This is a genomic window from Bremerella volcania, assembly GCF_007748115.1.
Taxonomy (GTDB): domain Bacteria; phylum Planctomycetota; class Planctomycetia; order Pirellulales; family Pirellulaceae; genus Bremerella; species Bremerella volcania.
Genome location: NZ_CP036289.1, coordinates 3,367,137 through 3,392,198 on the forward strand (window position 1 = coordinate 3,367,137; position 25,062 = coordinate 3,392,198).

Consider the following 25,062-nt stretch of genomic DNA (forward strand, 5'->3'; position numbering starts at 1 on the left):
GTTAAACCACCGTGAGCATCGAGATTGAAGACCAGGACTTCGAACAACAAGCGGTCGAGCAGATTCGTGCCGGACGCGAGAAGATTTTGGCGGAGCTTTCCAAAACGGTTATCGGCCAACAGGAAGTCGTCGAGCAACTGCTGCTCTGCCTCTTCGCTGGCGGTCACTGCCTAATCACCGGGGCCCCCGGCCTGGCCAAGACTTTGCTGGTTAATTCGATTTCCAAGATTTTCGACCTCGAGTTTCGCCGCATCCAGTTCACGCCTGACTTGATGCCTGCCGACATTACCGGTACCGAAATCCTCGAAGAAACCGAAGAAGGGCGCCGCAAGTTGCAGTTCAACAAGGGACCGATCTTTGCCAACGTCATCCTGGCCGACGAAATCAACCGCACGCCCCCCAAAACGCAAGCCGCTCTGTTGGAAGCGATGCAGGAGCACCAGGTCACTGCGGCTGGCGTCCGCTACGCACTGGAAGAACCCTTCTTCGTGCTTGCCACGCAAAACCCGATTGAAATGGAAGGGACCTATCCGCTGCCCGAGGCCCAACTCGATCGGTTCATGTTCAACATCTGGATGGACTACTTGCCTGAAGATGACGAAGTGGCCGTCGTAAATCAAACGACTTCGCGCCGAGCCGAACCGATCAGCCCGCTGTTCACCGGCGAAGACGTGCTGCGTTTTCACGACGTCGTCAAAAAGGTCCCCATCGCCGAGAACCTGGTTCGCTATGCCGTTCGCCTGGCCGACGCTTCGCGACCCAAACGCCCCTCGACGCCTGACTTCATCAACCAATGGGTGATGTGGGGGGCCGGGATTCGCGGTGCTCAGTACCTGGTTCTGGGAGCGAAAGCGAGAGCCCTGCTGTTAGGCCGAACCCACGTCACGGCGGACGACATTAAAGCCCTCGCCCACGTTACCTTGCGGCATCGAATCCTCGTCGGCTATCGCGCCGAAGCGGAAGGAATCACCGTCGAGAAGGTCATCGACCAGCTACTCAACTCCATTCCAGTGCCGGGAGGACGATGAGCAGTCCTGTGAGCGAGTCGTCGACCACGATTTCCAGCGCCAGTCGTCCCACAGGCACGGCTTCGCTGATCGATCCCGGTTCGCTCATGCGCATCAAGAACCTCGAACTACGCGCCCGTGCCATCGTCGAAGGCTTCCTGACCGGCTTGCATCGCTCCCCCTACCACGGGTTCTCGGTCGAGTTCACCGAGTACCGTCAGTACTCGCCGGGGGACGATACCCGCTTCCTCGACTGGAAGCTGTACGGTCGCTCGGATCGCTACTTCATCAAGTGCTTCGAGGACGAAACGAATCTGCGCTGCTACTTGCTGGTCGACCTGAGCCGCTCGATGAGCTTCGGCACGCTCGGCTACAGCAAGGCCGACTACGCCAAAACGGCGGCCGCCACCGTCGCTCATTTCCTGTCGCTGCAGCGCGACGCGGTCGGACTGATGACCTTCGACGAGTCGATCACCGATCGCATCCCGGCTCGGTTTCGCCCAGGGCACGTCCACCAGATCATGATGAGCCTGGAACGTGCCGAACCTGGCTCGGCAACCGACATCGAAAAACCGCTCGAGCAAATCGCCTCCACGGTCGTTAAGCGCGGACTGGTCATCCTCATTTCGGACCTGCTCACCCCGATCGGTTCGCTCAACAAACAGTTGGGTTTCCTCCGCGCTCGTGGGCACGAAGTCGTGATCCTGCGCGTGCTCGACCCGCGCGAGCTTGACTTCCGGTTCGACCAGCCTGCCATGTTCCACGACGTCGAGACCGGCAGGAACCTGTTCATCGATCCCGACCAGGCTCGGCAGAAGTACCTCGAGCAGTTCCGCGAACACTCGCAGGCAATTCAAACGATCTGCCAGAATCTGGGAGTCGAACTGCACCAGGTCGCCATCGATCGTCCGTTGGAGCTGATCTTGTTCGACTTGCTGGCCGATCGTTTGAAGCGCGGCCGCTCGACCGTACGGCAAAGGTCTCCGCGATCGGGAGGCCGTTCATGAGCGTACTCTCCGGAATCTTTCTCTTGGGTGCCGCCGCGATTGCCGCCCCCATCCTGTTCCACTTGATTCGCCGAACGCCCAAGGCGCGTTACGAGTTCAGTTCGCTCATGTTCCTTCAGCCGTCACCGCCACGACTGACGCGGCGTAGTCGGCTCGACCAATGGTTATTGCTGCTCTTGCGTTCGCTGGTGATCCTGCTGTTGGCATTCGCGTTCATGCGCCCCTTCTTTCGGACGTCGACCAATCTTTCGCCCGACGACGTCCCGCAGCGTCACGTGGCGATCCTGGTCGATCAAAGTGCCAGCATGCGGCGGGCCGACCTCTGGCAGCAGGCCATCGCTCAGGCCAACCAGGTGCTTGGTGACCTCGAAACGTCCGACGAAGTCTCCCTGTACGCGTTCGATGAAACGCTCACGCCGCTGGTCACCGCCGAGGAAACCAGCCAAATCGATCGTTCCCAGCGCCGCGATCTGGTTCGCGAGCGTCTGAAAGAGGTATCGCCAACGTGGTCGGCCAGTAACCTGGGAGCCGCGCTGGTCGGCGTTGCCGAGCGATTGTCGGCCGACGACGATCTCCGCCAGATGAGCGCGAAGCTGCAAATCGTATTGATCAGCGACATGCAGACCGGTTCGCAGATCGACCGGCTGCAAACCAGCCAGTGGCCGGAGTCGGTTCGCGTCGACGTGCGTGCCATCACGCCCGAGGACGATTCCAATGCCCGCGTTCGCCTGGTGGAAGCGAAAGAAGAAACGGCCGAGGCGGCGAGCGCTCCCCGCGTTCGCGTGCGAAACACGTCCCACTCCGACAGCGAACAATTCGAAGTCGTCTGGCGTTTGGGCGACAAAGATGCCTCACGTCCCGTTTCCTTTTACGTTCCCCCCGGCGAAAGCCTTGTACTCGACGTTCCCTATGACCCAGGCACACCAAGCCCCAATCAACTGCACCTGAGCGGCGATGGCCGCGGGATGGATTTCGACAACACGTTCTACGTGGTGCCCCCGATCCAGGAACAAGTGTCGATCGCCTACTTCGGCTCCGATACGGCCGACGATCCGGAAGGGATGCTGTTCTACTTGAGCCGCGCATTCGATGAGACCGCCAGCCGGAAGGTGGAAGTTCAAACCGTTGACGCGGATACCGCGATCAATTGGAACGACGTCGCCGGAACCACCCCACGCCTGGTGATCATCGCGCAGACGCCCAGCGAAGACCAGCGAAACCTACTGGATGCCTACCTAAATCGCGGCGGGCAGGCGGTCGTGGTCCTGCAAAGTGATGACATGGTGAACGACCTGGGTGCCTGGCTCGGCGACGTGAGTGTGGCCTCAGGCGAGGAAGAGGAAGCCAGTTCGACTGAGTCCTACGCCATGCTCGGGCAGATCGACTTCCAGCATCCGCTGTTCACCCCCTTCGCCGCGGCTCGCTACAACGATTTCACCACGATCCGCTTCTGGCAGCATCGCCGCGTTCGCCTGGCTGACGAGTCGACCACCGAGGTGATTGCCCGTTTCGAGGACGATACGCCTGCAATCTGGTCGCTACCGCGCGGCGAGGGGCAGCTTTACGTCATGAGCGCCGGTTGGAGCCGCAAAGATAGCCAGCTGGCCCTGTCGACCAAGTTTCTGCCCTTGTTGTCGCGGTGGCTGGAACTGGCCGACCGGCAGAAGCTGGCTTCGCACTCCTATTTCGTCAACCAGAGCGTTCCGCTACCCGCCGCCAGTGGCGAGAAAACCATTCAAATCCCTAGCGGTAACACCTTACAATTGACTGAGGACGCCACCACGTTCGACGACACCACCGAGCCTGGCACTTACGTGCTGCGGCAAGGGGGCAAGGAACTTCCTTTCGCCGTGAACCTGGCCGATGCCGAAAGCGATACGGCGCCACTTGCGCTGGATCGGCTCGAACAGTTCGGCATTCCGCTAGGAATGGCCGCGACGCATACCCAGCAGTTGGCGGAACTCCGACAGCTGCAAGATCGAGAGCTGGAGAATCACCAGAAGGTGTGGAAGTGGTTGGTCGTTTCGGTGCTAATGCTGTTGGCGGTTGAAACGTTTCTCGCTGCCCGCAGGTCGCACGTTCCCACCCAGGATTTGGGAGAAGCACAATAATGGATCGCGAACTTGTCAGCCATCTCGACCGCGTCGCCCATCGCCTGAGAACGTTTCACTTCTGGAGCGGCATGGGCATCGTCTGGGTCTCGGCGGCGATCTTCCTCGGCGTGATCTATGTCATTAGCCAGGCCACGGAGCGCGTCCTCGACGGCACCTTTCTGGTGACCGCCGTGATCGGCGTACTAGGCTCGCTGCTGGTCACCTGGGCGAGTAGCCGTTCCGCACGCAGCGCGCAACAGGTAGCCAACCTCGTGGAAGCCAATTACCCTCAACTTGATTCCGTGTTACTCACCGCCGTCGAACAGCAGCCTGACGGTATCACCGGTCGCCTCGGCTATCTGCAGCGGGAAGTCGTCGGTCAGGCCGTTCGTCATGCTCGCAGCCACAATTGGCAAAACTTGATCACGCGCGGTCAGCTGAATGCGGCCCGCCTGGCCGCCTGCGCCGGTCTTATCGCCACGCTGATTGCGGCCGTTGCTCTGGGTCGACTCAATCGAGATCTACTCGCGGCGATCCCACCGGCCGATCTTGCTTCGCCGGACGTCGTATCCGCGGACACGATCTTTGAAGTCGAGATCGAACCAGGCGATACCGAAGTCGAACGGGGCACCGGCCTCTTGGTGCTGGCCAAGTTTTTGAACGACATGCCCTCCGAAGCCACGCTCATCTACACGACGGAGGATGGTAGCGAGCATACCCTGCCGATGTCCCGCTCGCTCGACGATCCTCTGTTCGGCGGCCGCATTCCCGCAGTTTCGCAGCCGCTGGCTTATCGCGTCCAGTTCGGCAACCAGGCAACGCGTGAATTTCACGTCGATGTGTTCGAGTATCCGGTGATGCTGCAAACCGATGCCAAGATCGTCTTCCCCAGCTATACGAATCAGGAAGACAAATTCGTGCCCGATGTGCGCCGCGTGTCGGCGGTGGAAGGATCGCAGCTAACTCTGCTTTGCCGCGTCAACAAACCCCTGGCGTCCGCCCAGTTCATCGAACAAACCGAGGACGGCGAACTGGCGATTTCCCTTCACCCCGAAGCCAACGACGCCCTGACCTATACCACGACGTTCGTCGTTGATCGCTCGCGCGAACTAACGCTTCACCTGACCGATAACGACCAACGAACCAACCAGCATCCGCCCAAACTGCAGATCACGATGATCGCGAACCTGCCCCCGGACATCAAGCTGGCGGCGCCGACTAAAGACATCGAGGTCTCTCCCATCGAAGAGGTCGACCTGGCCGCTTCGGCTTGGGATGACTTTGGGCTGAAGCGCGTGGGAATCAACTACTCGATCCCCGGCAAGGTCGATCAGGACGTACCCTTGGGGGACTCGTTCCCAAGCAAAGAGCGGGTCGAACTCGCCCACCTGCTGGCCTTCGAATCGCTGCAAGCCGAGCCAGACCAGCTTCTGTCGTGGTACTTCTGGGCGGAAGACATCGGCCCCGATGGGCAGCCGCGGCGAACGATGAGCGATATGTTCTTTGCCGAGGTACGCCCCTTCGAGCAAATCTTCCGCCAAGGACAACAGCCGCCGCAAGGCTCCCAGCAGCAGCAACAACAGCAAGGCGGGCAAAACGCCCAGCAAGCCGAGGAGTTGGCCGAGCTTCAGAAGCAAATTATTGCCGCGACCTGGAAGATCATTCGCCGCGAAACGCGTGAACAACCCACTGCTGAATTTGCCAGTGATACGCAGCTTTTGATCGAGTCGCAGGAAGCGGCCATGGTTCAGCTCGAAGAACTGCAGGGCAATCTGCAGGACGTCACCTCCATCGAGCATGCCGCCCAGGTTCGCAGCTCCATGCAGGAGGCCATCGAAGCATTGCGCGCGGCGACCGAGTCTTCATCACCGGCCAAGTTGCCCGAGGCCCTTCAGGCAGAGCAAGCCGCCTACCAAGGTCTGCTTCGGCTGCGTGCTCGCGAGCATGAAGTCGTGCGTTCCCGCCAGTCGCAGCAGTCGAGCCAATCGCAGCAATCACAAAACAGCCGGGCCCAGCAGCAGCTGCAACAACTTCAACTGCGCGAAGATGAGAACCGCTACGCCCAGGAGCAACAGGCCCAGACCGAGCAGCAGCAACAAGCCCGCGAAGACCGCCAGATCCTGAATCGGCTGCGGGAACTTGCCCAGCGTCAGGAAGACCTCAACGAGCGCATCCAAGAATTGCAAGGCGTGCTGGAAGCCGCCGAGACGGAAGAGGAACGTGCCGAAGCCGAGCGGCAACTCAAACGATTGCGGGAAGAGCAGGAACAGATCCTTCGCGATACGGAAGAACTCCAGCAGCGGATGGAGCAGCCTGAGAACCAGGAACGTATGGCCGAACAGCGGCAGCAACTGGAACAGGCCCGCGAGAACATCCAGCGTTCCAGCGAAGCAATCCAGCAGCAAATGGTCACCCAGGCCGCTAACGAAGGAACGCGCGCCCAAAGGGAATTGAACGACCTGCGAGAAGAATTCCAGCGGCAGACTTCGCAAGAGTTCGAACAAGAACTACGCGACATGAAGAATCAGGCGCAAGAACTGGTCGAGGCCGAACAAGAAGTGGCCCGCCAGCTGGATGACCTGCGCCATGAAAATCTCGAGCAGTCGAACTCTTTGCGTGAAACCGAAAACCCAAACGAACTCGGAGGGCAGCTCGCCGAGCAACAGCAGCGGCTCGACCAACTCCTCGAGCGCATGCGTCAGACCGTCGAAGAGGCCGAACAGTCTCAGCCGCTACTAGCCGAGAAGCTGTACGAATCGATCCGCGACACGCGGACGTCAAAACCCAACGATGCCCTCAAAGAGACCGAGATGCTCCTCAACCGTGGATTCCTCGATCAGGCCGCCCAGCGTGAAGAGCAAGCCCGCGAAGGGATCGAGCAACTCGCCGAAGGGATCCAACAAGCGGCCGACCAGGTACTCGGCGACGAAACCGAAATGCTTCGCTGGGCCCTCGACGAGTTGGAACGTCTCAACGAAGACCTGGAAGGCGAACTAGCCCGCAACGGCCAACAGCAACCGGGACAACAGCAACCGGGACAACAGCAACCGGGACAGCAGCAACCGGGACAGCAGCAACCGGGACAGCAGCAACCGGGACAGCAGCAACCGGGTCAACAGCAACCGGGTCAACAGCAACCAGGCCAGCAGCAACCAGGCCAGCAACAGCCGGGTCGCGAAGGTGGCCCAGGCAGCGCGGCGGGCGTGGGTGCATTGGATCGGTATTTGGGGGGTGGTAGCAATCGTGATACCTCGCCGTTCTCGGGAGATGACTTCGTCGACTGGTCGGACCGGCTGCGGGACGTCGAAGAGATCGTGAACGATCCGGAGCTGCGTGCCGAAGCGGCTCGTATTCGGGACGAAGCCCGGGAGCTTCGACGCGAACAGATCGAAACATCCGCGCCGCCGCAGTGGGATATCATCCAGCAGAAGGTCGCTCGGCCGTTGGCTCAGCTTCAAAATCGCGTGGCTGAGGAACTTCTCCGGAGAACTGCCGAGGAAGCCAGGGTTCCGCTCGACAAGGACCCGGTGCCCGCTCAATACGAAGACGCCGTTCGTCGCTACTACGAGCGTCTGGGGAGCAGTGAATGAACGACTGGGTTCAGGATCAATGGCTCCTCGAGTGGCCCAACGTCTGGGCGGCTCAACAGTGGATCGTCCCGGCGAGCGTGATCGGCGCGGGGCTATTCGTCCTCATCTTGTGGGCGTATCGCTCGATCCAGGCACCCCTGATCGTCAAGCTCGCGTGCGCCGCGGCCAAGACGTTGGCCGTGATCCTTCTAGCCGCCCTTCTGGTCGAGCCGATGCGCAGTGAAACGAAGCCTGTCCCCGGCGCGAACCTCTTCGTCGTACTCGCCGACCGATCGCAGAGCCTGCAAGTCATCGACCCAGGCGAAAGCAATACGCGGGCCGAACTTCTGAAGAAGAGACTCGATCGCCAGGCGCCGTGGCAGGTACGACTCGGGCAAGAGTTCGACGTTCGCCGCTACGAGTTCGCCGATCGGCTTTCGCCGGTGGCAGACTTTCACGACTACCAGGCCGACGGACGCGGCTCGGCGATCGTTGCGTCCCTCGATTCCATCGCCGATCGCTTCGCAGGCCGTCCCATTGCCGGGGTGCTGCTGCTGACCGATGGCAACGCAACCGACCTGACTGAAGAAGCAATCGATTGGAGCAAGTACCCGCCGATCTTTCCCGTTCAAATCGGAGCCGATGAGCCGGCGACCGACATTCGAGTCAGCCGTGTCGCCGCCAGCCAAACCAACTTCGAGGCCTCGCCGGTCACCGTCACCGCCGATGTCGCGGTCACCGGCTTTCCCGGCGAGTCGATCGTGGTTGAACTGGTCGATGAACAAGGCGAGCTTGTCGAAACACAAACGGTCCCCCAAGTCAACGACGGTCAGTCGTTCACGGCTCGTTTTCAGATCAAGCCGGGCGAGCGTGGCGTGTTGTTCTACCAGGTTCGCGCGTATGCCCAATCGCAGAAGGGACTCTTTGACGATCCCAGCAAGAGCTCCGAGGCAACCCTACTGAACAACAGCCGCACGGTGATGGTGAACCGCGGTCACGGCCCGTACAAGGTGCTGTATGTTTCAGGCCGCCCCAACTGGGAGTTCAAATTCCTCAATCGATCTCTGGCCGAAGACGACGAAGTCGAACTGCACGGTTTGATTCGCATCGCGAAGAAGGAGCCGCGATTTCAATTCCGCGAGAAGGATTCCAACGCCAACCGCATCTTCACCAACACCGACGACGAAGCGAAGGAGCAGGTCGAACAGTATGACGAGCCTGTCTTGCTGCGGGTCGGCAAGCTGGAACCAGGCGAGCTTTCCGGAGGCTTTCCCAAATCGGCCGATGAACTGTTTCCGTACCATGCGATCATCCTGGACGACCTGGAAGCCGACTTCTTCACTCAACAGCAGAAGTCGCTGATCCAGGAATTCGTCAGCTTGCGCGGCGGAGGTCTGCTGATGCTAGGTGGCGGCGAGTCGTTTGCCGAAGGGAAGTACCTGCGTTCTCCGATCGGCGAAGTGCTACCGGTCTATTTGAATGGCGTCTCGCCGCGAGCCGGCGCCAGTGAACTCTCCCTTGCGCTGACGCGCGAGGGGCTATTGGAACCTTGGGTTCGCGTTCGCACGACGCAGCAGGAAGAACTGCAGCGGCTGAAAGAAATGCCTAGCCTAAGGATCCTCAACGAAGTCGGGGCACTCAAGCCGGGGGCCAGCGAGCTTCTGTCGGTGGTATCGGCCACGGGCGAAAGTCGGCCGGGACTGGTCACTCAGCGCTTTGGCAAGGGACGCACGGCGGCCTTTCTGATCGGAGACCTGTGGCGCTGGAAGCTGCATGCGTCGTCGCACGATAACGACGACTTCGAACGCACCTGGCGGCAGACGATTCGCTGGCTGATTGCCGACGTGCCACAACGGGTTCGCGTCGAGACGATCGCCAAGAAGGACGGTCCGACGCACCCTCTGGAAGTCGCGGTCCAAGTGAACGACGAAAACTATCAACCACTGGATAACGCAGGCGTTGCGATTGAAGTCACCACGCCGGGGGACGAACTCCTCAGATTGAAAGCAGAACCAAAGGACGCCGTCTCCGGGCAGTACGGCTCTCGCTATGTTTCCCGCATCGATGGCATGTACCGAGCGAGCGTCATTGCGAATAACCCGGACGGAAGCGAAATTGATCGGATCGAGACCGGCTGGGTCGCCGATCCCGCGGCCGAAGAGTTCGCCAACCTCCGCCCCAACGTCAACTTCCTGAGGTCGATCGCTCAGCAGTCCGGGGGCGAACTGGTTCGTTTGAATCAACTCGATTCGTTCGTCAACACGCTCTCCGACCGCGAGATCCCTATCGCCGAGCCGATGGTTCGCTCGGTCTGGCATACGTGGGGCGTCTTCCTTTTGGCAATCGGACTGTTAAGCATGGAATGGGGACTTCGCCGCTGGAAGGGACTTGCCTGAGATGATGTGGCTTCTGACATGTGCGCTGCTAATGGCACCCGGTGGCGATGAATCGGCCCCGAATGTAGCTGTCGTGGTGGTCGTCGGCGAACCTGGGGAAGCGAAGTACCAGGAGCTTTTCACGCAGTGGGCCGAACGCTGGCAAGTCGCGGCCAAACGAGCGGAAGCGAACCTGGTGACGATCGGCCTGGATGAACCAGAAGCTTCTGACCGGCAAGACCGGCCGCAACTGGAAGAGACCCTCGCGGCATTGGCCAAGGAGCCGCCAACGTCGCTGTGGTTAGTCTTGATCGGGCACGGAACGTATGACGGCAAGAAGGCGAAGTTCAATCTGCGCGGTACCGACATCAGGGCTACCGAGCTTGCCGAAGCGCTGGCACCAATTTCCTGCCGGATGGCGATCATCAACTGTGCCTCGGCGAGTGGACCGTTCGTCAACGGGCTCTCAGGCCGCGATCGAGTCATCGTGACCGCGACCCAGAGTGGCTTTGAATACAATTTTGCTCGCTTCGGGGAGTTTCTTTCGCAAACGATAAGCGATACGTCCGGCGACCTCGACAAGGATGGTCAGACCTCGCTGCTGGAAGCCTGGCTCGCGGCCGCCAAGCAGACGCAGACGTACTACGACTCGCAGTCCCAGTTGGCAACCGAGCACGCTTTGCTGGACGACAACGGCGATGGCAAGGGAACGCCAGCCGATTGGTTCCGCGGAATCTACGTCACCAAGTCGTCCAAGGACGGATCGCTTCCCGACGGAACGCTTGCCAACCAGTTCATCCTGGTCCCCAGCGAGAACGCGTCGCAGCTTTCCGAAGAGCTGATCCAGAAACGAGATCAACTGGAAAACCAGCTGGCCGAGCTGCGGCAAAAGAAATCGGAACTCAGCGAGGACGAGTATCTAAGCCGTCTCCAGACAATTCTGATCCCCCTGGCCAAGATCTATCGGGCAGGGGAAAGTTCGCACGACATGAGTTCCGCGACCGAGCCCACGGAAGATACGCTCGAATCTCCGTGAATCCTTCGAGAATTTCTGCCAAAGCAGGGAACTCCGATGCGTCATGTAGCAATCCAAGGAGTTGCGAAAGACACTGCCGGTCCTTCGCGACCCTACGGGAAAGACCGTACGCTGAAACCTTCGTTGATGCTGTTAACAGATTGGTCCCAGCGAAGGGCGCTGTTTAAGAAGATTGTCAAATAGAAAACTGGCAATACTGCGCAAACGGGAGGTCCACCACCGATTCCGAGGTCCGAAAAGTTTCTGGTTTTGCGAAAGTCAGATTCGACGCAGGCAACCTATTTGTTACAATTGCCACGCCTCACCTAGGCCTTCCAATCCGTAGTTTTTCCCTCGCCCGCCCCGGGCCGTTCAAAAGTCACGTCACCTAGAGAACCTCTATGCTCACACCTCGTTTGCCTCGCGTTATCGACAGGAAGTCTAAGAAAGCCAAACGAACGATGAAACGTCGTGGCTTTCGTGCCCGGATGCCCATGTCCGAACAGCTCGAATCGCGTCTCGTGCTGACCGCTTCCGGTTTCCCAGGAAACGATTGCCCGCCTGACCTCGACCTTTCCGGCGTTGGTGATTTGCAGATTGTTGTGGGTCAGCCTTTCACGATCGACCTGTACGCCAATGGTGCCACCGCCGCCGATCTCGATATCAACGACAACCCAACCGGGGACACCATTCGCCTGGTGTTGGATCCGGATGTTGGGACTGATACTCCCGTCGGGGCGACGATCACCTCGAACGGTGTTTTCAGCTGGACCCCTTCAGCTGGGCAAGAAGGCACCTTCCGGATTCCGGTGATCGCGATCGACCAAGGCACGCCTGCTTTGGCCGACGTCGAATTCCTGACGGTGATTGTCTCGGCGACTGGCGACATTGCTCCTTCGGTCGATCTGAACGGCCCGACCGCAGGCCTCGGATTCTCCAACGACTTCACCGAGAACGGCGGACCGGTTGCCGCAACTTCGTCTTCACTGACGATCACCGATCCCGACAGCACCAACCTTGAGTCGGCCACGATCGTCTTGACCAATTTCCAGGACGGAGCCGATGAAGTTCTGGCCGTCGATACGACCGGCACATCGATCGTGGCTTCCAGCTACAACGCGACCACCGGCGAATTGACGCTGACCGGCTCCGATACGCTGGCCAACTACGAGTTGGTGCTGAAGTCGCTCACGTACGACAATACTTCGGAAAACCCAACGGTTCTGGATCGCACCATTCAGATCACGGTGAGCGACGGCGGCCTGAGCAGCCCGATCGTTGTATCGACGATTTCGATCGTCGCCGAAAACGATGCCCCCACGGTCGACCTGAACGGCGAGGCCTCAGGCATCGACTTCGCGGCGACGTTCACCGAAGACAATGGCCCCCTTTCGATCGTCGACGCTGGCGTCCTCGTCGATGATGTCGACAACGCTAACCTCGAATCGGCCACGATCACGCTGACCAACGTGGTGGACACGACCACCGAGTCGCTGGCCGTCGATACGACGGGGACTTCGATCGTCGCCAACTACGATTCCGGTACCGGTGTTTTGACCCTCACCGGAAGCGACACGCTGGCCAACTATCAACTCGTACTGTCGACGTTGACCTATGACAACACCTCACAGAACCCCGACGAAACCGATCGAATCGTCGAGGTGATCGTCAACGACGGCACAACCGACAGTGCGACGGCGACGATCACCATCACCGTCGAAGGCGTGAACGATCCGCCCGATCTGGATCCGATTCAGGACCAGACGGCCGAGTTCGGTACGTTGTTCCAAATCACCGTGACCGCGACCGACCCCGAGGGAGACGTCCTGACCTTCCAGCTCGATCGCGAAGGGATCGGCGCGAACATCCCGGCCTCGGCGACCATCACCAAAACGAGCGACACGACCGCCGTCATTGAATGGACCCCTTCGGAGGGCGATGGAGCAGGCCCGTTCACGTTTATCGTCCTGGTGATTGACGACGACCCGACGACCCCACTGGCCGACTCAGAAACCTTCGTCGTCACGCTCCAAACCGATCCGCCTGCGGTCGACTTGAATGGCGACGGCACCGGCATCGACTTTGCCGCAGCTTTCACTGAAGACGCTGGACCGACAAGTGTCGTGGATGCCACGGCTACGGTGACCGACGCGGATAGCACGAATCTCGCCTCGGCGACGATCACGATTACCAACGTGCTCAATACCGACGACGAATTCCTGGCCGTGGACGTCACGGGGACTTCCATCACCCCGTCGTACGATCCATCGACCGGCATTCTTACCCTGACCGGTAGCGACCTGGTAGCCAACTATCAGCAGGTCATCCGAACGCTGACGTACGACAACGTTTCAGACAACCCCGACACCACCGATCGCGAGATCGAAGTGATCGTCAACGATGGCTTCAGCGACAGCGCCGTCGCGACCATCACCGTCTCGGTTGCGGGCGAGAACGATCCACCGCAGTTGACCCTTCCGAGCCCTTACGATACCGGAACGGCCGTCGAGGTGGACATCGATACCGAGGTAACATTCGCCGTCACGGTGGTCGACCCGGACGACGCTCCAGAAGACTTGATCTTCATCCTCGACCTCGATGGCAGCGGAATTCCAGCCGAGATTGCCCAGCCCACGATCACCACCCCGCCAGCCACAGTCCCAGGCGGAACGTTCAGCTGGACTCCATCACAAACCGGAACGTTCACCATCACCATCATCGTGCTGGACGACGACGGTGCGGTCGATCAGGAAACGTTCATCTTGACCGTTGTCGATACCAGCCCCGCGAGCTTGATCGAAGGGGAACCCGGCGACTCGGACGTAAACGACCTGGCCCTGCTCGGGGTACTCGACGACGAGTTTTAATCGTTTGCCTCGTTTCCAATGGAAGATAGACGACAGCCGAGAAATGTTCCGTTTCTCGGCTGTCTCTTTATCAGGCCACTGTGCGGCAGGCCTTCCACCGTTGAATCGCGCAAAAACTTTCTGAAGTTTCGCACACGAAGTCCAATCGGAATTTTCTGTAACTAATATGGACATCAAGTCCATTCACTCCTGCATCACACGAACTGCCCAATGGCCGCCCGGTTAAGAAAACATTTTTGCGAAGTCCTCGAAGGACGCCTCATTCTGACCGCGGTCGTTGCCGGTTCGGTTGAGCTGGTCAACGACGTCATCATCGGCGATCAACTGGTTCAAACCGAAGGAGCCGTGACGGCAACCGGCAGCGGCTCGCTCGTGACCGTCTATGCCGGTCGCGGGACTGGCGACCGTGACGGCGTTTTCTTTCGTACGCTTGATTCCGATGGAATCGCCACCGGTCCCTCCCAGTTGGTCAATCAAACCGTCGCCGGCATCCAGTCGAATGCCGCGATCGCGATGCTGCCTGAAGCTGGCTTCGTGATCGTCTGGCAAGGTCGCGGGGCTGGCGATCGCGAAGGCATCTTTGCACGCTGGTACGATTCCAGCGGCAATCCCATCACGGGCGAAGTGCTCATCAATCAAACCACCGGCGGAGTTCAAGCCAACCCGGCCGTTGCCGTCGCGAGCGATGGTTCGGCTTCCTTCGTTTGGCAAGGAGTCGGAGCTGGCGACTTCGATGGCATCTTCTATCGTCGCTTCGATGCGACCGGCCAGCCGCTTACCGGCGAAATCCTGGTAAACACGACCACGTCCCAGGAACAAGCCGAGCCTGACGTCGCCATCAACAGCAGCGACGTCGTGCTGGTAACCTGGAGCAGCCGTCACCAGGATGGAAGTGATCTGGGCGTCTATGCTCAGCGGATGTCACTCGACGGAAGCAAACTGGGCGCTGAGTTTCTGGTGAACAGCAACACCAGCGCCTCGCAATCGGGAGCGACGGTGATCGATTCGGGCGAAGCATTCACGGTTGCCTGGCAGAGCCGCAATCAAGACGGCGACGGCTGGGGCATCTTTGCCCAGCAAATCGATCCGTCCGATGGCCTGGTAGGCGGCGAGCTTCAGGTCAACGACGTCATCACCGGTAACCAACTGGAAGTCGCTTTGGCCCAGACCGACCAGGGACAACTGATCGCGACCTGGACTAATGGAATTGCCGACGGAACCGGCTGGAACGTGAAAGCCACCATCGTCGAATTCAATTCCAGCAATGTGAATCCCGCCAACGAGTTCTTCGTCAACACCGATACGGCCAACGATCAATTCGGTCATCAACGTCGTCCTTCCGCCGTGGCTGTCGATAGCGCGATTGCGATTGCCTGGGGAGGCGATGGACCGGTTGATCACGACGGTACCTACTTGACGTGCATTCTGTTTGACGAGGTGAACATCGCCCCGGACATCACTCCCATTTCCGATCAGTCGGCGCAAGTGGGCGTTGAGATGATCGTCGAGGTCACCGCCACCGACGCGAACGTCGGAGATACGCTGACCTATCAGCTTGATCCCGACAACCTGCCAGCGGGTGCTACCATCGAAAAGGTCAACAACAACCAGGCGACCATCCGCTGGACACCCACCTCCGATTTCGCCGGGCAGAGCGTAGTTTTCCGGGTTCTTGTGATCGATGATGGGGAACCGCCACTGGCCGATTCCGAGGAATTCACGGTAACGGTCAGCGGCGTCAGCTAGCGTTACAGCAGGCAGAAAACTCAATCTAACCGGAAAAGTTGAATTATCCCTCCCAGATTGACGACAACTATCACTAGCAAGCAATCCCCCCTCGCTAAAACGGATTTTGCAAGGTCATCGGAAGATGCACACTCGAACGCTAGCAGCCGTCGTTCTGTTCCAACTCGCGACCATCGCGTTCCCACTAGCGCGTAGCGCTCACGCCCAGGTCGGTCCGACAAAGGCGACCAGTCGACCGGCACCCCATGTCCAGGTGAAATCGCCGAATCAACTGGTTGCCCGTCCGACGCCACCACAGGAAGAGCCGCCAGCGGTTCGTCAAACCTCGCACGTCGAGATGACGACGACCGAATCGGTTCTCGAGTCGCCTGTCTTCATGGAAGAGGGGCCCATGCCTGGCGATTACCAGGCGTGCCATTCCAACGTTTGCGAAGCACACTGGTTTGCTGGTTTCGAAGCGACCTTTCTCAAACCTCATTTCTCTTCTAACCCGGCCTACACGTTGATGGAGTCGGACGGAACGAGTTTCGAGAACTACACCGACGTCGAGTTCGACTACGACCTGCAGTTCGCGCCGCGGGTGTTCCTCGGTCTGCAAGGGGAAGAGATTGGTGTTCGTGCGACCTGGTGGCACTTCGACAACGATCCATCCGTGTTGACCGCCCAGCCGCCGGCCAACGGTTTTGGTTCCATCACGCCGCCCACGTTCGGCTCAGTCGATATCTCAACGACCGTTCCCAACAGTTCATTCCAGGCAGGCACCGGTTTGACGGCTTATACGCTTGACCTCGACGTGACGCGTCAGACCTGCATTTCGCGATGGCGAATTGGCGCGTTTGGTGGTCTCCGCTACGCCGAAATCGATCAGAAATATCTCGCCCAAACGACCAACGCTTCGGGAACGCTCACCGGGCAAATCGACTACACGCACGGCCTCTCAGGCATTGGGCCAACCATGGGCATGTATGCCTCGGTTCCGGTTACGAACTGCGTCGAGCTGTTCTCGGAGGCTCGCGGCTCGCTCCTCTTCGGTGAAGCGACCAGCCGTTTGACGGCCGGGGAAGACCTCGATCTTTCGACGCCATTTACCACGACCAGCAGCACCAGCCGGGACGAGGTCATGACCATCGGCGAAGTGGAGTTGGGCCTCCGCTGGCAAGGCTGCCGGCGCCGCTGCTGGCAGCCGTTTGGCAGCGTTGCCCTGGAAGGTCAATCGTGGGGCGATGCCGGGAACGCCACCAGCGAGAATGGCAGCGTTGGGTTCTTCGGCTTCAATGCAGCGTTCGGCTTTAAGTTGTAATCGACCGCACGATAAGCACTCTTGCGCATCAATTGACTACCTCTTGGCCGCCGCTTCCTGCATGAGCGACTCGATGTGATCCGCTTCGACGGGAATGTCTTTCATCAGGTCGACCGGGCCGTCCTCGGTGATCAAGATGTCGTTCTCGAGTCGCACGGCGAACCCTTCGTCAGGCAGATAGATGCCTGGTTCAACCGTCAGCACCCAGCCAGGAGCGAACGGAGCATCGACCGGTGCCACATCGTGCACGTCCAGGCCCATCGGATGTCCCAGGCCGTGCATGAAATACTTCTTACACGCCGGTTTCTCGCGGGTATGCCCGGCGACTTCATCCTTGGTGAGCAGTCCCAAGCTCAGCAGTTCTTCATTGATCATCAACTGCGCTTCGTGTTGCCAGTCGCGGTGTGCCTTGCCGACGACGGCCCCTTCGATCGAGGCCTGCATGACGCGCAACACCGCGTCGTACACGTCGCGTTGCCGCTTAGTGAAGCGTCCATTGACGGGGATCGTGCGGGTCAGGTCGGAATTGTAATTTCCGTAGTTCGACCCGGTATCGATCAGCACCAGGTCTCCATCCTCGCAGACCTGATCGTTGTCGATGTAGTGCAGTCCGCACGCGTTTTTGCCGGAAGCAATGATCGGCGTGTAGGCGAACGCTCCGCGGTTTCGGGTGTATTCATGGATCAACTCGGCCTCGATCTCAAACTCGGTCACGCCGGGCTTGAGGAACCCGAGCACGCGGAGGAACCCCTTACGCGTGATGTCCACCGCCTTCTTGATCAGGTCGATTTCCAGGTCGGACTTCACGGCACGCAGTTGATGCAGCAGGGGCGCCAGTCGGCGATAGGTATGCAGCGGGTAGTCTTGCTTGCACTGGCTGACGAAACGGTCGTCGCGGGTCTCGACCGTCGCGGCGGCACGGCGATGTTCGTTGGTGTTCAGGAACACCTCGTCGGCGCTGAGCATCGAGTCGCGGAGGGCCAAAGGGAAATCCTTCAACCACTTCACGGTCGCGATTCCGGAGATTTCCGTGGCGCGCTCCTGGGTCAGCTTCTGTCCCTCCCAGATCTGCAACAGTTCGGTCGGCTCTCGCAGAAACAAGACTTCCCGGTTCTTCGGCTCGTAAGCGTCCGGGTGCAGCAGTAGGATCGATTCCTCTTGCTCGATGCCGGAGAGGTAGAAGAGGTCGGCGTTGGGAATGATCTTGATGCTTCCATCCGCGTTGGTCGGCAACACATCGTTGGCGTTCACGATCGCCATCGCGTTTTTAGGGAGCATGCTGGTCAGCTTTGCTCGGTTTTCAACAAATAGCTTCGAGTCGAGGGCTTGGTGTCGCATGATTTCCTATTCCTGGGGGCAGCCTGGTTTGGCTTCATTCTATTTTGTTTACGTCCGCAATACTTGGCACCGAATCCCTTGGAACCTAAGAATTGCGCATAACTAGGAAAAAACGATCGAGAACTTCGATCCAACGATCACTTACCTGGCTAGTTGGCGAAATGAACGAGGCGTAGTGCCGGTCGCTTTTCGGAACGCACGGGTAAACGCACTGTGGTCATAAAACCCACACTGATGAGCTATTTCGGAAACCGAAAGATTCGTCTCTCGCAAGAGCCTGGTAGCCGCATCGATTCGAACTTTGGCAATGAATTGGCCTGGCGTCAGGTCGAATACTTTCTTGGTCAACGTGGCCAGACGCCGGGCCGACAGCTGGCACTTCTCAGCAAACCAAACCGGCGTGACCTCCGGGGACAAGTCCTGCTCGAACTCGGCCAACGCATCCGCAAAGGATGCCGGGATCTCTTCGGGTTCCACTTGGGTTCGCACGTCTTTAGAGAACCCGATTAACCCGACGATGGTCCCTTCGGCATCTCGCATGGGTAGTTTGGTCGTCAAGCACCAGGTCATCACCGGTGGTCGATACCATTGCATTTCCAGCTGATTCAACAAGGCCTTGCCGGTCCGCAGCACACGTTGATCTTGCTGCGAGGGAATCCTTCCCAGGTCTCCTTCACAAATTTCAGACGAGCGCTTACCGATCACGTCACTCTTTTCCCGCCATCCGTGACGCTGCACCAGCGAGTCGTTCACCGCGATATACCGCCCTTCGGCATCCTTCACAAAGAATGCCATGTCGGTGGTGTTATCGAATAACTCAGCCAGCAGACCGACGTCAACGCTACGGTTGCTTTCCGAGGTTACCGCTTTAAGCAGTTTTGTGCGCGGATTCACGCGGAACTACCATCCATTACCAAGATTCAACGAAGCCATGACGCTATGCTGGATAGGTCGTTGCAGACAATACCGTCTCAAGCTTACCTCGTATCCTGGGCTTACAAAATAGCCACCTCGCGAAGAGGACCGGCACAGCGTCTCGAAAGTTCCGTCATGCAAATTGCTCGAATCTTTGCCCATCAGGTCGATCTCCCGCTGGTCGAGTCCAACTACAAGTGGGCGCAAGGCAAATCGGTCGCGACGTTCGATTCCACGGTGGTGGGCGTCGAAACCAAGTGTGGGTTGGTGGGCTATGGTGAAGTCTGCCCTCTCGGCCCCGTCTACTTGCCTGCCTATGCGGCCGGCGTGCGAGCTGGCCTAAAGGAACTGGCTCCGCACTTGATTGGGCTGGATCCTCGCGAAACGGCCAAAGTAAACGAAGTGATGGACTTCGCCCTCAAGGGGCATCCGTACGTGAAGTCCGGAATCGACATCGCCTGCTGGGACATCCTGGGCAAGTTCACCCAACTGCCGATCTGCGAACTTCTGGGGGGACGTTTCGGCGAATCGGTCGAGCTTTACCGCGCGATCTCACAGCTTCCCCCCGATGAAATGGCAGCCAATGTCGCCAAGTACCGCGAAGAAGGCTACCGCCGCTTTCAACTGAAAGTGGGGGGAGACGCCAACACCGACATCGAACGCATCGAAGCGACTCGCCAGGTGCTGGCTCCTTCCGATCGCCTGGTCGCCGACGCCAACACCGGTTGGGTTCTGCACGAAGCGATTCGCGTGGTGCGTGCCGTCAAGCATCTGGACGTCTACATCGAACAGCCTTGCGTTACCTACGAAGAGTGCTTGACCGTTCGCCAGAAGACCGACCATCCGTTCGTGCTGGACGAAAACATCGATAGTTTGCATGCTTTCCTGCGGGCCAAGTCCGACAACGCGATGGACGTGGTGAACCTGAAAATCAGCAAGCTCGGCGGGTTGACCCGCACGCGGCAGCTCCGTGATCTGTGCGTATCGACCGGGATTGCCATGACGCTGGAGGACAGCTGGGGAGGTGACGTCACCACCGCGGCGATCGCTCACCTGGCCCATAGCACGCCGGAAGCGTTCCGCTTTACCTCGACCGACTTCAACAGCTACGTAACCGTCAGCACCGCCGAAGGAGCGCCGCAGCGCGTTGACGGAAGGATGCAAGCCTCGACCGAGCCTGGGCTGGGCATTCAAGTCCGCCCGGAAGTGCTTGGACCGAAGGTGGTCGACGTCAGCTAGTCTCTAGCAGCCACGATCAACGTGACGATCATCCGCCGAAGGTTTCTTTCAGTGCCTGGGCGAACGTGTGAATGTGGTCCTCGGTAGTGTAGGCGTGCGTCGAGACACGGATCAGCGTGCGATCTCGCCAACGGATGACCGGGACTTCAATCTTGTATGCATCGTACAGGCGCGATTTGAACTGGACGTGATCATCCACCTTCTTGGCAGTGATATCGATCAGCCCCATCTGCTGAAAAAACGCGTCGGGGTGGACTCGCTCGATTCCGTCGATTTGCGAAGCCAGGTTAACGGCCAGCCTCGCGAACTCGCGGGATCGCTCGCGTGCTTCCGAGGTAAAATGTTCTTTGTGCCAGGCGATCGCGGCCGGAACGGCCAGGTACGCGGCGGGATCGTGGGTGCCGAGCCACTCGTGGTTCGAGATGAACTCATTCTCACGATGAAACGTCTTTTCCGGACCCCAACCCCAACCCACGACAAGCGGCTCGACCAGGTGCTGCCGATCTTCTCGAACGAAGAAAAAACCGGAACCTTTGGGGGCGCACATCCACTTATGGCAGGTCGCCGTGTAAAAGTCGGCCCCGATCTCTTTCAGGTTCACATCGATTTGCCCGGGGGCATGCGCCCCGTCGATCATCGTCAGAATGCCCGCATCGCGGGCACGCTGGCAGATCTTGGCTACCGGCAACGTAAGGGCGGTGGTGGACGTGATGTGACTGATGAAGATCAGCCTGGTGTCCTTAGTCACCCCTTGCCAGAACGCCTCGACGATTGCCTCGTCCGATTCGACCGGCAAAGGAATCGATTGCTCGACGACGCGAAAGCCTTTCTTCTGAGCGGCATACTGAAAGGCAAAGCGGCAGGCACCGTATTCCTGATCCGAGATCAACACTTCATCGCCAGCGCCCAGCGGCAGACAACGTGCGATCGTGTTGGCCGCGAACGTTGGATTGGGAACCAAGACGACCTCGGTCGAATGAGCTCCTAAGTATTCGGCAAGTTGGCGGCGCGCATCGGCGAGCAGTTGGGGTAGTTCACGCTGCAGAAACCGCACCGGTTGCCGCTCGAGTTCACGTTGCCACCGTTGGTACTGGTCAAACACCAGCCTTGGGCACGCCCCAAATGAGCCGTGGTTCAAAAAGACGACGTCAGGATCAAGTAAAAAATCAGACATAAATTGGCATTCAGTGAGCGAATGTCTTCTGGGTTCGATAGCTTCTCTAACCTGGGCATCGGATTCTTGCCGCTTCTGATGAAGAGGACAAGCCCCACGGCTTGCGACTCTACGTTGTGAAGAGAGGATGGGGTAGGAAACGTTCGCGCATGCATCTCCGGTCCCCTCGCCCCTGCGGGGGAGAGGGTTAGGGTGAGGGGGCTAATCGCAGACTAGCAGCGCATGCGCAAACCGAGTTCCCATCGGTGGGGTACTTTACGCGGCGATGTTGGGTGAAAGCTCGCACAAAAGCCCTCACCCTGGCCCTCTCCCTGCGAGGGAGAGGGGACAGGAATTATGGTGGGCCGCGTTCGGAGGTTTGGCTCGCGCAGTTTGGTCTTCGTTCGGGTACCATGTCCTCGTCTTCGCGGGCATGCCGTTCGCAGGACTGATCGTGAAGCCTATTCGATTCTGCGGCGGACGCTTTCATAGCATGCTCACGCGGATCTCGGCAGGGCATCGGTTGCTGCCTGAGCAGGTTCTTCAGCCGTTTGATCTCGCTCCCTTGTCGGTCGAGCACCTTCAAATGAAACGTGACCCAGCTGAATGCGCGATCCAACTGCTGGGAGGACGGCACGCGGAGTCCGTCGATGGTCTCGCCGGTGAAAGAAACGCGCTTGGGTGGTTGCGGACGCTTCGGCCTTGGCGGTGCCTTTGCAATGGGCGTTGCCCGGGAAGGCTTCTCGCTGACAGGCGATGGTTCGACCGTTTCATCCGACTGCGAAGGATCGACCGCGATGACCAATTGCCCGACGACGTCGGCCGGGATTTCGACCAACGTCCCGCACGACGAGCAAACGTAAGTCTTGCCAGCGCGCACCACGACCTGCGGTTTGCGTTCGCGTGAGAGCGCTCCGTTTTGTTCAGAGGTGTGGTGGTTGGAGGACATGGTTTTGCTCGTTGCGTCTGTGAGTAAATTTTCCTCAGCCCCAACGGGGTTAAGAGGGTTTGGGTTAGATTTGGTAGGCAATGGAAACACACATCCATTGCGTGCCGATACTTCTGTTGTCCCGAAGCGAGATGGCTTCGAGGTCTGATGCGTGTAATTTAGAGGCGCAGCGCTTCAGTGAGATAGTGCGCTTGGAAATTTTTTTGAAAGTCGTTCGCCCCGATCACGTGGTCGACTAGCAGGGCTGACAACTTCCATACAAGGTGGTCGACGGGGACTCTTGAAAGATCTTGTGATAGGCTCCGGCAAAGCGACCAAAGTGCCAGAAACCGAAATGAGCGGCGACGGCCGTCACCGTGGTTTCCTCCGGGTCCGCTACCCGCAAGACATTGCGAACGTGATTCAAGCGTTGAATCATCAGAAATTTTCGTGGGGGCATTCCGTAATACTCGAGGAAGACATTTCGTAAAGAGCGTTCCGAAATGTCGAGTGCTTGGGTGAAGTCATCGATCGTCAGGCATTCATGCGAATGGTTTGCGATCAGGTCGCGGAGAACGCGGATGACTTCATCGCGGCTAAAAGGAGGGCGACCGGTCGTCGCGGCCGACGATTGACTGGCCGACGTGATTCGCTGACACACTTTAACCAGGTCGTCCTTCACCGCACGGCTGGCTGCTTTCTCGTTCAAGATGTCGGGGTTGCATTGAATCGAATCGTGCAACTGCGTCAGTAACCAGCGAAGGTTCGCCATCTCCTGGTCATCCAATTCCACAGAGTAGGCACTAGGCGAGCGACTCGCCTGACTGTCTCTATGACTTAAAGCGGGCTCGGATGGACAGGACGGCAGAAACAGTGAACACCAGTCGTGCGGCTCTTGAACGCTGATGGTGAACTCACTGGCCGCATTCATCACGAACACCGAATGTTCGTCCAGCGGCAAGCCATTGGCATGATGACGACCGTGTAAAGGAATGAACAAGATTTTGCCGTCTGGCCTGGTAACCCCTTCGGCAATGTTGCCGCTCCATTCGCTGCCATACTGAAGATGAAAATCATCCACGTTGAATTCGGAGATCTCCCAACGTGGTTTATCTAGACGCGGCAATACCATTCTTACGTCGGCATCGCCAACAGCGGAAGCATATGCCTCGAACTCTAGAAACGTGTGGGTGATCACAGGTGGTTGCCTCGGTTCCAGATATTTCCAGGGCCACTTTTATTGGACTCGATTAGAAGCGCGACTTCTAGCGAATTGTCTGTGTTCACACAACATTCCTCCAGGAAATTGAATCTTGAGTTTTTGCCGAAAGTGGATTGCCGATCACCAGGCAGAAACGACAATCGAACCAAAGACATCGAAGGTTGAATGTTATACCACCCTTTATCACATCAAGTTATGTAGATGTTAAACAAGGGCTTAGACAATTACCCATAAATGACATCGTTTATCCGTCCTCTTCACGGCGCTTAAGCGATCGACCCATGCAGGTCTCACAAATCGGCAAAGTGCGAATCCAAAGGAGTAATGTTCCAGGGGCAAGTATCTTTCTTTTCCGTTGGAGAAAAGCCATGAGAAAATTACTAGTTCTAGGGATGGCAGTGTTAGGGGTTTCTCTGCTTGCACACCAGGTAATGGCCCAAGGCGCCCTGCGAGGCGGAATGCGAGGGGCAGCTGTCGGTGGCCTGGTCGGTGGAAAATCTGGGGCTTCGACCGGAGCGAAAGTCGGTGTCGTTACCGGGGCAACACGGAGTGCGATTAATCGCGAAACAGAGGCCCGTAGCCAGTATCAGTCGAGTGCGGAATACCAAAACTACCAGGGAACCAACTTCAACGAATCGTCTCCCAACGTGATCCTCGAGAGCGAGACAACCCCATCGGCAACCACGCAGCCGGTGGCCGAACCTGCCGCGAAACCCGCGGGTGAGTCGGTCATTCGCCTAGATGGCAAACCCATTGTAGGTGTAACGTTTCCCACAGACTGGAAACAGCGAACGGGCGACAATTACATTTCAGCGGTTAGCCCCGACGGACACTGCTGGGCGATGTTCGTAGCGATGAAATCGACCACCGACGTGAATGCCGCGATGAAGAAGGTGGAAGACGGCTTGAACAACTACATGACCGCGCTGAAGTTCGACGAGCCCACCAAGGGTAAAAACGGCGGCGTGGCTGTCACAGGCAGCGGCAAGGGCAAGAAAGCCGGAGCGGACCTGAACTTCGCCGTCGGCGTCTTCGATGCAGGTAACAACCAGTTGGTCGCCGCCGGCTTCGCCGTCGACGCCAAACTTGATGATCATTACAAGGAAACAGTTCGCGGTATTTGCGAAACGATCCGACGTTCCAACGATTTCAACACCGAAGGTAACCAGCCACAATAGCTCGCGAAGGTTGGGCTACGGTTCCTGATGAGCGAAAACTGGCACGCTTGTCAGGAACCCGGCCAACCTCACGATTCCATGTTAATTATCCTCGTTGGTCCAACGATCTT

16 protein-coding genes are annotated in these 25,062 nt (G+C 58.6%); 11 read left to right on the forward strand and 5 right to left on the reverse strand.

The genetic code is table 11. From position 1 onward, the window contains the following. Positions 1-11 precede the first annotated feature (11 nt). The 9 genes from Pan97_RS13600 to Pan97_RS13640 all read left to right on the forward strand — a co-directional run bounded on the left by Pan97_RS13600 (position 12) and on the right by Pan97_RS13640 (position 16,979). Entirely contained in the window at positions 12-1,028 is a 1,017-nt protein-coding gene (locus Pan97_RS13600; protein ID WP_144973383.1) for an AAA family ATPase, read from the forward strand. Beyond that, positions 1,025-2,014, forward strand: a complete 990-nt coding sequence (locus Pan97_RS13605) for a DUF58 domain-containing protein (RefSeq protein WP_196782096.1) — start codon at positions 1,025-1,027, stop codon at positions 2,012-2,014. The genes Pan97_RS13600 and Pan97_RS13605 overlap by 4 nt, the downstream gene beginning before the upstream one ends. Then, the gene (locus Pan97_RS13610) at positions 2,011-4,125 is read left to right on the forward strand and encodes a BatA domain-containing protein (RefSeq protein WP_144973385.1); all 2,115 of its coding nucleotides are present in this window, start codon (positions 2,011-2,013) and stop codon (positions 4,123-4,125) included. The genes Pan97_RS13605 and Pan97_RS13610 overlap by 4 nt, the downstream gene beginning before the upstream one ends. Next, entirely contained in the window at positions 4,125-7,697 is a 3,573-nt protein-coding gene (locus Pan97_RS13615) for a hypothetical protein (protein ID WP_144973387.1), read from the forward strand. The genes Pan97_RS13610 and Pan97_RS13615 overlap by 1 nt, the downstream gene beginning before the upstream one ends. Continuing rightward, the gene (locus Pan97_RS13620) at positions 7,694-10,072 is read left to right on the forward strand and encodes a glutamine amidotransferase (RefSeq protein WP_144973388.1); all 2,379 of its coding nucleotides are present in this window, start codon (positions 7,694-7,696) and stop codon (positions 10,070-10,072) included. The genes Pan97_RS13615 and Pan97_RS13620 overlap by 4 nt, the downstream gene beginning before the upstream one ends. A gap of 1 nt (position 10,073) precedes the next feature. After that, entirely contained in the window at positions 10,074-11,087 is a 1,014-nt protein-coding gene (locus Pan97_RS13625; protein WP_196782097.1) for a hypothetical protein, read from the forward strand. 440 nt (positions 11,088-11,527) lie between these two features. Further along, the gene (locus Pan97_RS13630) at positions 11,528-13,933 is read left to right on the forward strand and encodes a beta strand repeat-containing protein (RefSeq protein WP_144973390.1); all 2,406 of its coding nucleotides are present in this window, start codon (positions 11,528-11,530) and stop codon (positions 13,931-13,933) included. A 210-nt stretch (positions 13,934-14,143) separates the two neighbouring features. Next, positions 14,144-15,679, forward strand: coding sequence for a putative Ig domain-containing protein (locus Pan97_RS13635; RefSeq protein WP_144973392.1), 1,536 nt, complete (start codon positions 14,144-14,146; stop codon positions 15,677-15,679). 124 nt (positions 15,680-15,803) lie between these two features. Next, the gene (locus Pan97_RS13640; RefSeq protein ID WP_144973394.1) at positions 15,804-16,979 is read left to right on the forward strand and encodes an Lpg1974 family pore-forming outer membrane protein; all 1,176 of its coding nucleotides are present in this window, start codon (positions 15,804-15,806) and stop codon (positions 16,977-16,979) included. Between the two features lie 36 nt (positions 16,980-17,015). Here the strand turns inward: Pan97_RS13640 and Pan97_RS13645 are convergent, their stop codons facing one another. Both Pan97_RS13645 and Pan97_RS13650 read right to left on the reverse strand, forming a co-directional pair. Further along, positions 17,016-18,317: an aminopeptidase P family protein gene (locus Pan97_RS13645; RefSeq protein WP_144973396.1), complete on the reverse strand. Its 1,302-nt coding sequence runs from the start codon at positions 18,315-18,317 to the stop codon at positions 17,016-17,018. Positions 18,318-18,458: 141 nt separating this feature from the next. Then, on the reverse strand, positions 18,459-19,211 hold the full coding sequence (locus Pan97_RS13650) for an AraC family transcriptional regulator (RefSeq protein WP_196782098.1): 753 nt from the start codon (positions 19,209-19,211) through the stop codon (positions 18,459-18,461). A 156-nt stretch (positions 19,212-19,367) separates the two neighbouring features. On the opposite strand from Pan97_RS13650, the gene Pan97_RS13655 reads away from it, so the two are divergent. Beyond that, the gene (locus Pan97_RS13655) at positions 19,368-20,471 is read left to right on the forward strand and encodes a cis-3-hydroxy-L-proline dehydratase (protein ID WP_144973398.1); all 1,104 of its coding nucleotides are present in this window, start codon (positions 19,368-19,370) and stop codon (positions 20,469-20,471) included. A gap of 28 nt (positions 20,472-20,499) precedes the next feature. Here the strand turns inward: Pan97_RS13655 and Pan97_RS13660 are convergent, their stop codons facing one another. From Pan97_RS13660 to Pan97_RS13670, 3 genes are all read right to left on the reverse strand, one after another. Next, the gene (locus Pan97_RS13660; RefSeq protein ID WP_144973400.1) at positions 20,500-21,645 is read right to left on the reverse strand and encodes an aminotransferase class V-fold PLP-dependent enzyme; all 1,146 of its coding nucleotides are present in this window, start codon (positions 21,643-21,645) and stop codon (positions 20,500-20,502) included. A 334-nt stretch (positions 21,646-21,979) separates the two neighbouring features. Further along, complete coding sequence (locus Pan97_RS13665; RefSeq protein ID WP_144973402.1) at positions 21,980-22,573, reverse strand: hypothetical protein; 594 nt, start codon at positions 22,571-22,573, stop codon at positions 21,980-21,982. A gap of 235 nt (positions 22,574-22,808) precedes the next feature. Continuing rightward, positions 22,809-23,633: a helix-turn-helix domain-containing protein gene (locus tag Pan97_RS13670; protein WP_206668892.1), complete on the reverse strand. Its 825-nt coding sequence runs from the start codon at positions 23,631-23,633 to the stop codon at positions 22,809-22,811. Positions 23,634-24,142: 509 nt separating this feature from the next. On the opposite strand from Pan97_RS13670, the gene Pan97_RS13675 reads away from it, so the two are divergent. After that, positions 24,143-24,952, forward strand: coding sequence for a hypothetical protein (locus tag Pan97_RS13675; protein WP_144973407.1), 810 nt, complete (start codon positions 24,143-24,145; stop codon positions 24,950-24,952). Positions 24,953-25,062: the final 110 nt, after the last annotated feature.

Coding starts and splice junctions, on each gene's coding strand:
- Pan97_RS13605 (WP_196782096.1), top strand. CDS start 1,025: ATGAGCAGTCCTGTGAGCGAGTCGTCGACCACGATTTCCAGCGCCAGT.
- Pan97_RS13610 (WP_144973385.1), top strand. CDS start 2,011: ATGAGCGTACTCTCCGGAATCTTTCTCTTGGGTGCCGCCGCGATTGCC.
- Pan97_RS13615 (WP_144973387.1), top strand. CDS start 4,125: ATGGATCGCGAACTTGTCAGCCATCTCGACCGCGTCGCCCATCGCCTG.
- Pan97_RS13620 (WP_144973388.1), top strand. CDS start 7,694: ATGAACGACTGGGTTCAGGATCAATGGCTCCTCGAGTGGCCCAACGTC.
- Pan97_RS13625 (WP_196782097.1), top strand. CDS start 10,074: ATGATGTGGCTTCTGACATGTGCGCTGCTAATGGCACCCGGTGGCGAT.
- Pan97_RS13630 (WP_144973390.1), top strand. CDS start 11,528: ATGAAACGTCGTGGCTTTCGTGCCCGGATGCCCATGTCCGAACAGCTC.
- Pan97_RS13635 (WP_144973392.1), top strand. CDS start 14,144: ATGGCCGCCCGGTTAAGAAAACATTTTTGCGAAGTCCTCGAAGGACGC.
- Pan97_RS13640 (WP_144973394.1), top strand. CDS start 15,804: ATGCACACTCGAACGCTAGCAGCCGTCGTTCTGTTCCAACTCGCGACC.
- Pan97_RS13645 (WP_144973396.1), bottom strand. CDS start 18,317: ATGCGACACCAAGCCCTCGACTCGAAGCTATTTGTTGAAAACCGAGCA.
- Pan97_RS13655 (WP_144973398.1), top strand. CDS start 19,368: ATGCAAATTGCTCGAATCTTTGCCCATCAGGTCGATCTCCCGCTGGTC.
- Pan97_RS13660 (WP_144973400.1), bottom strand. CDS start 21,645: ATGTCTGATTTTTTACTTGATCCTGACGTCGTCTTTTTGAACCACGGC.
- Pan97_RS13665 (WP_144973402.1), bottom strand. CDS start 22,573: ATGTCCTCCAACCACCACACCTCTGAACAAAACGGAGCGCTCTCACGC.
- Pan97_RS13675 (WP_144973407.1), top strand. CDS start 24,143: ATGAGAAAATTACTAGTTCTAGGGATGGCAGTGTTAGGGGTTTCTCTG.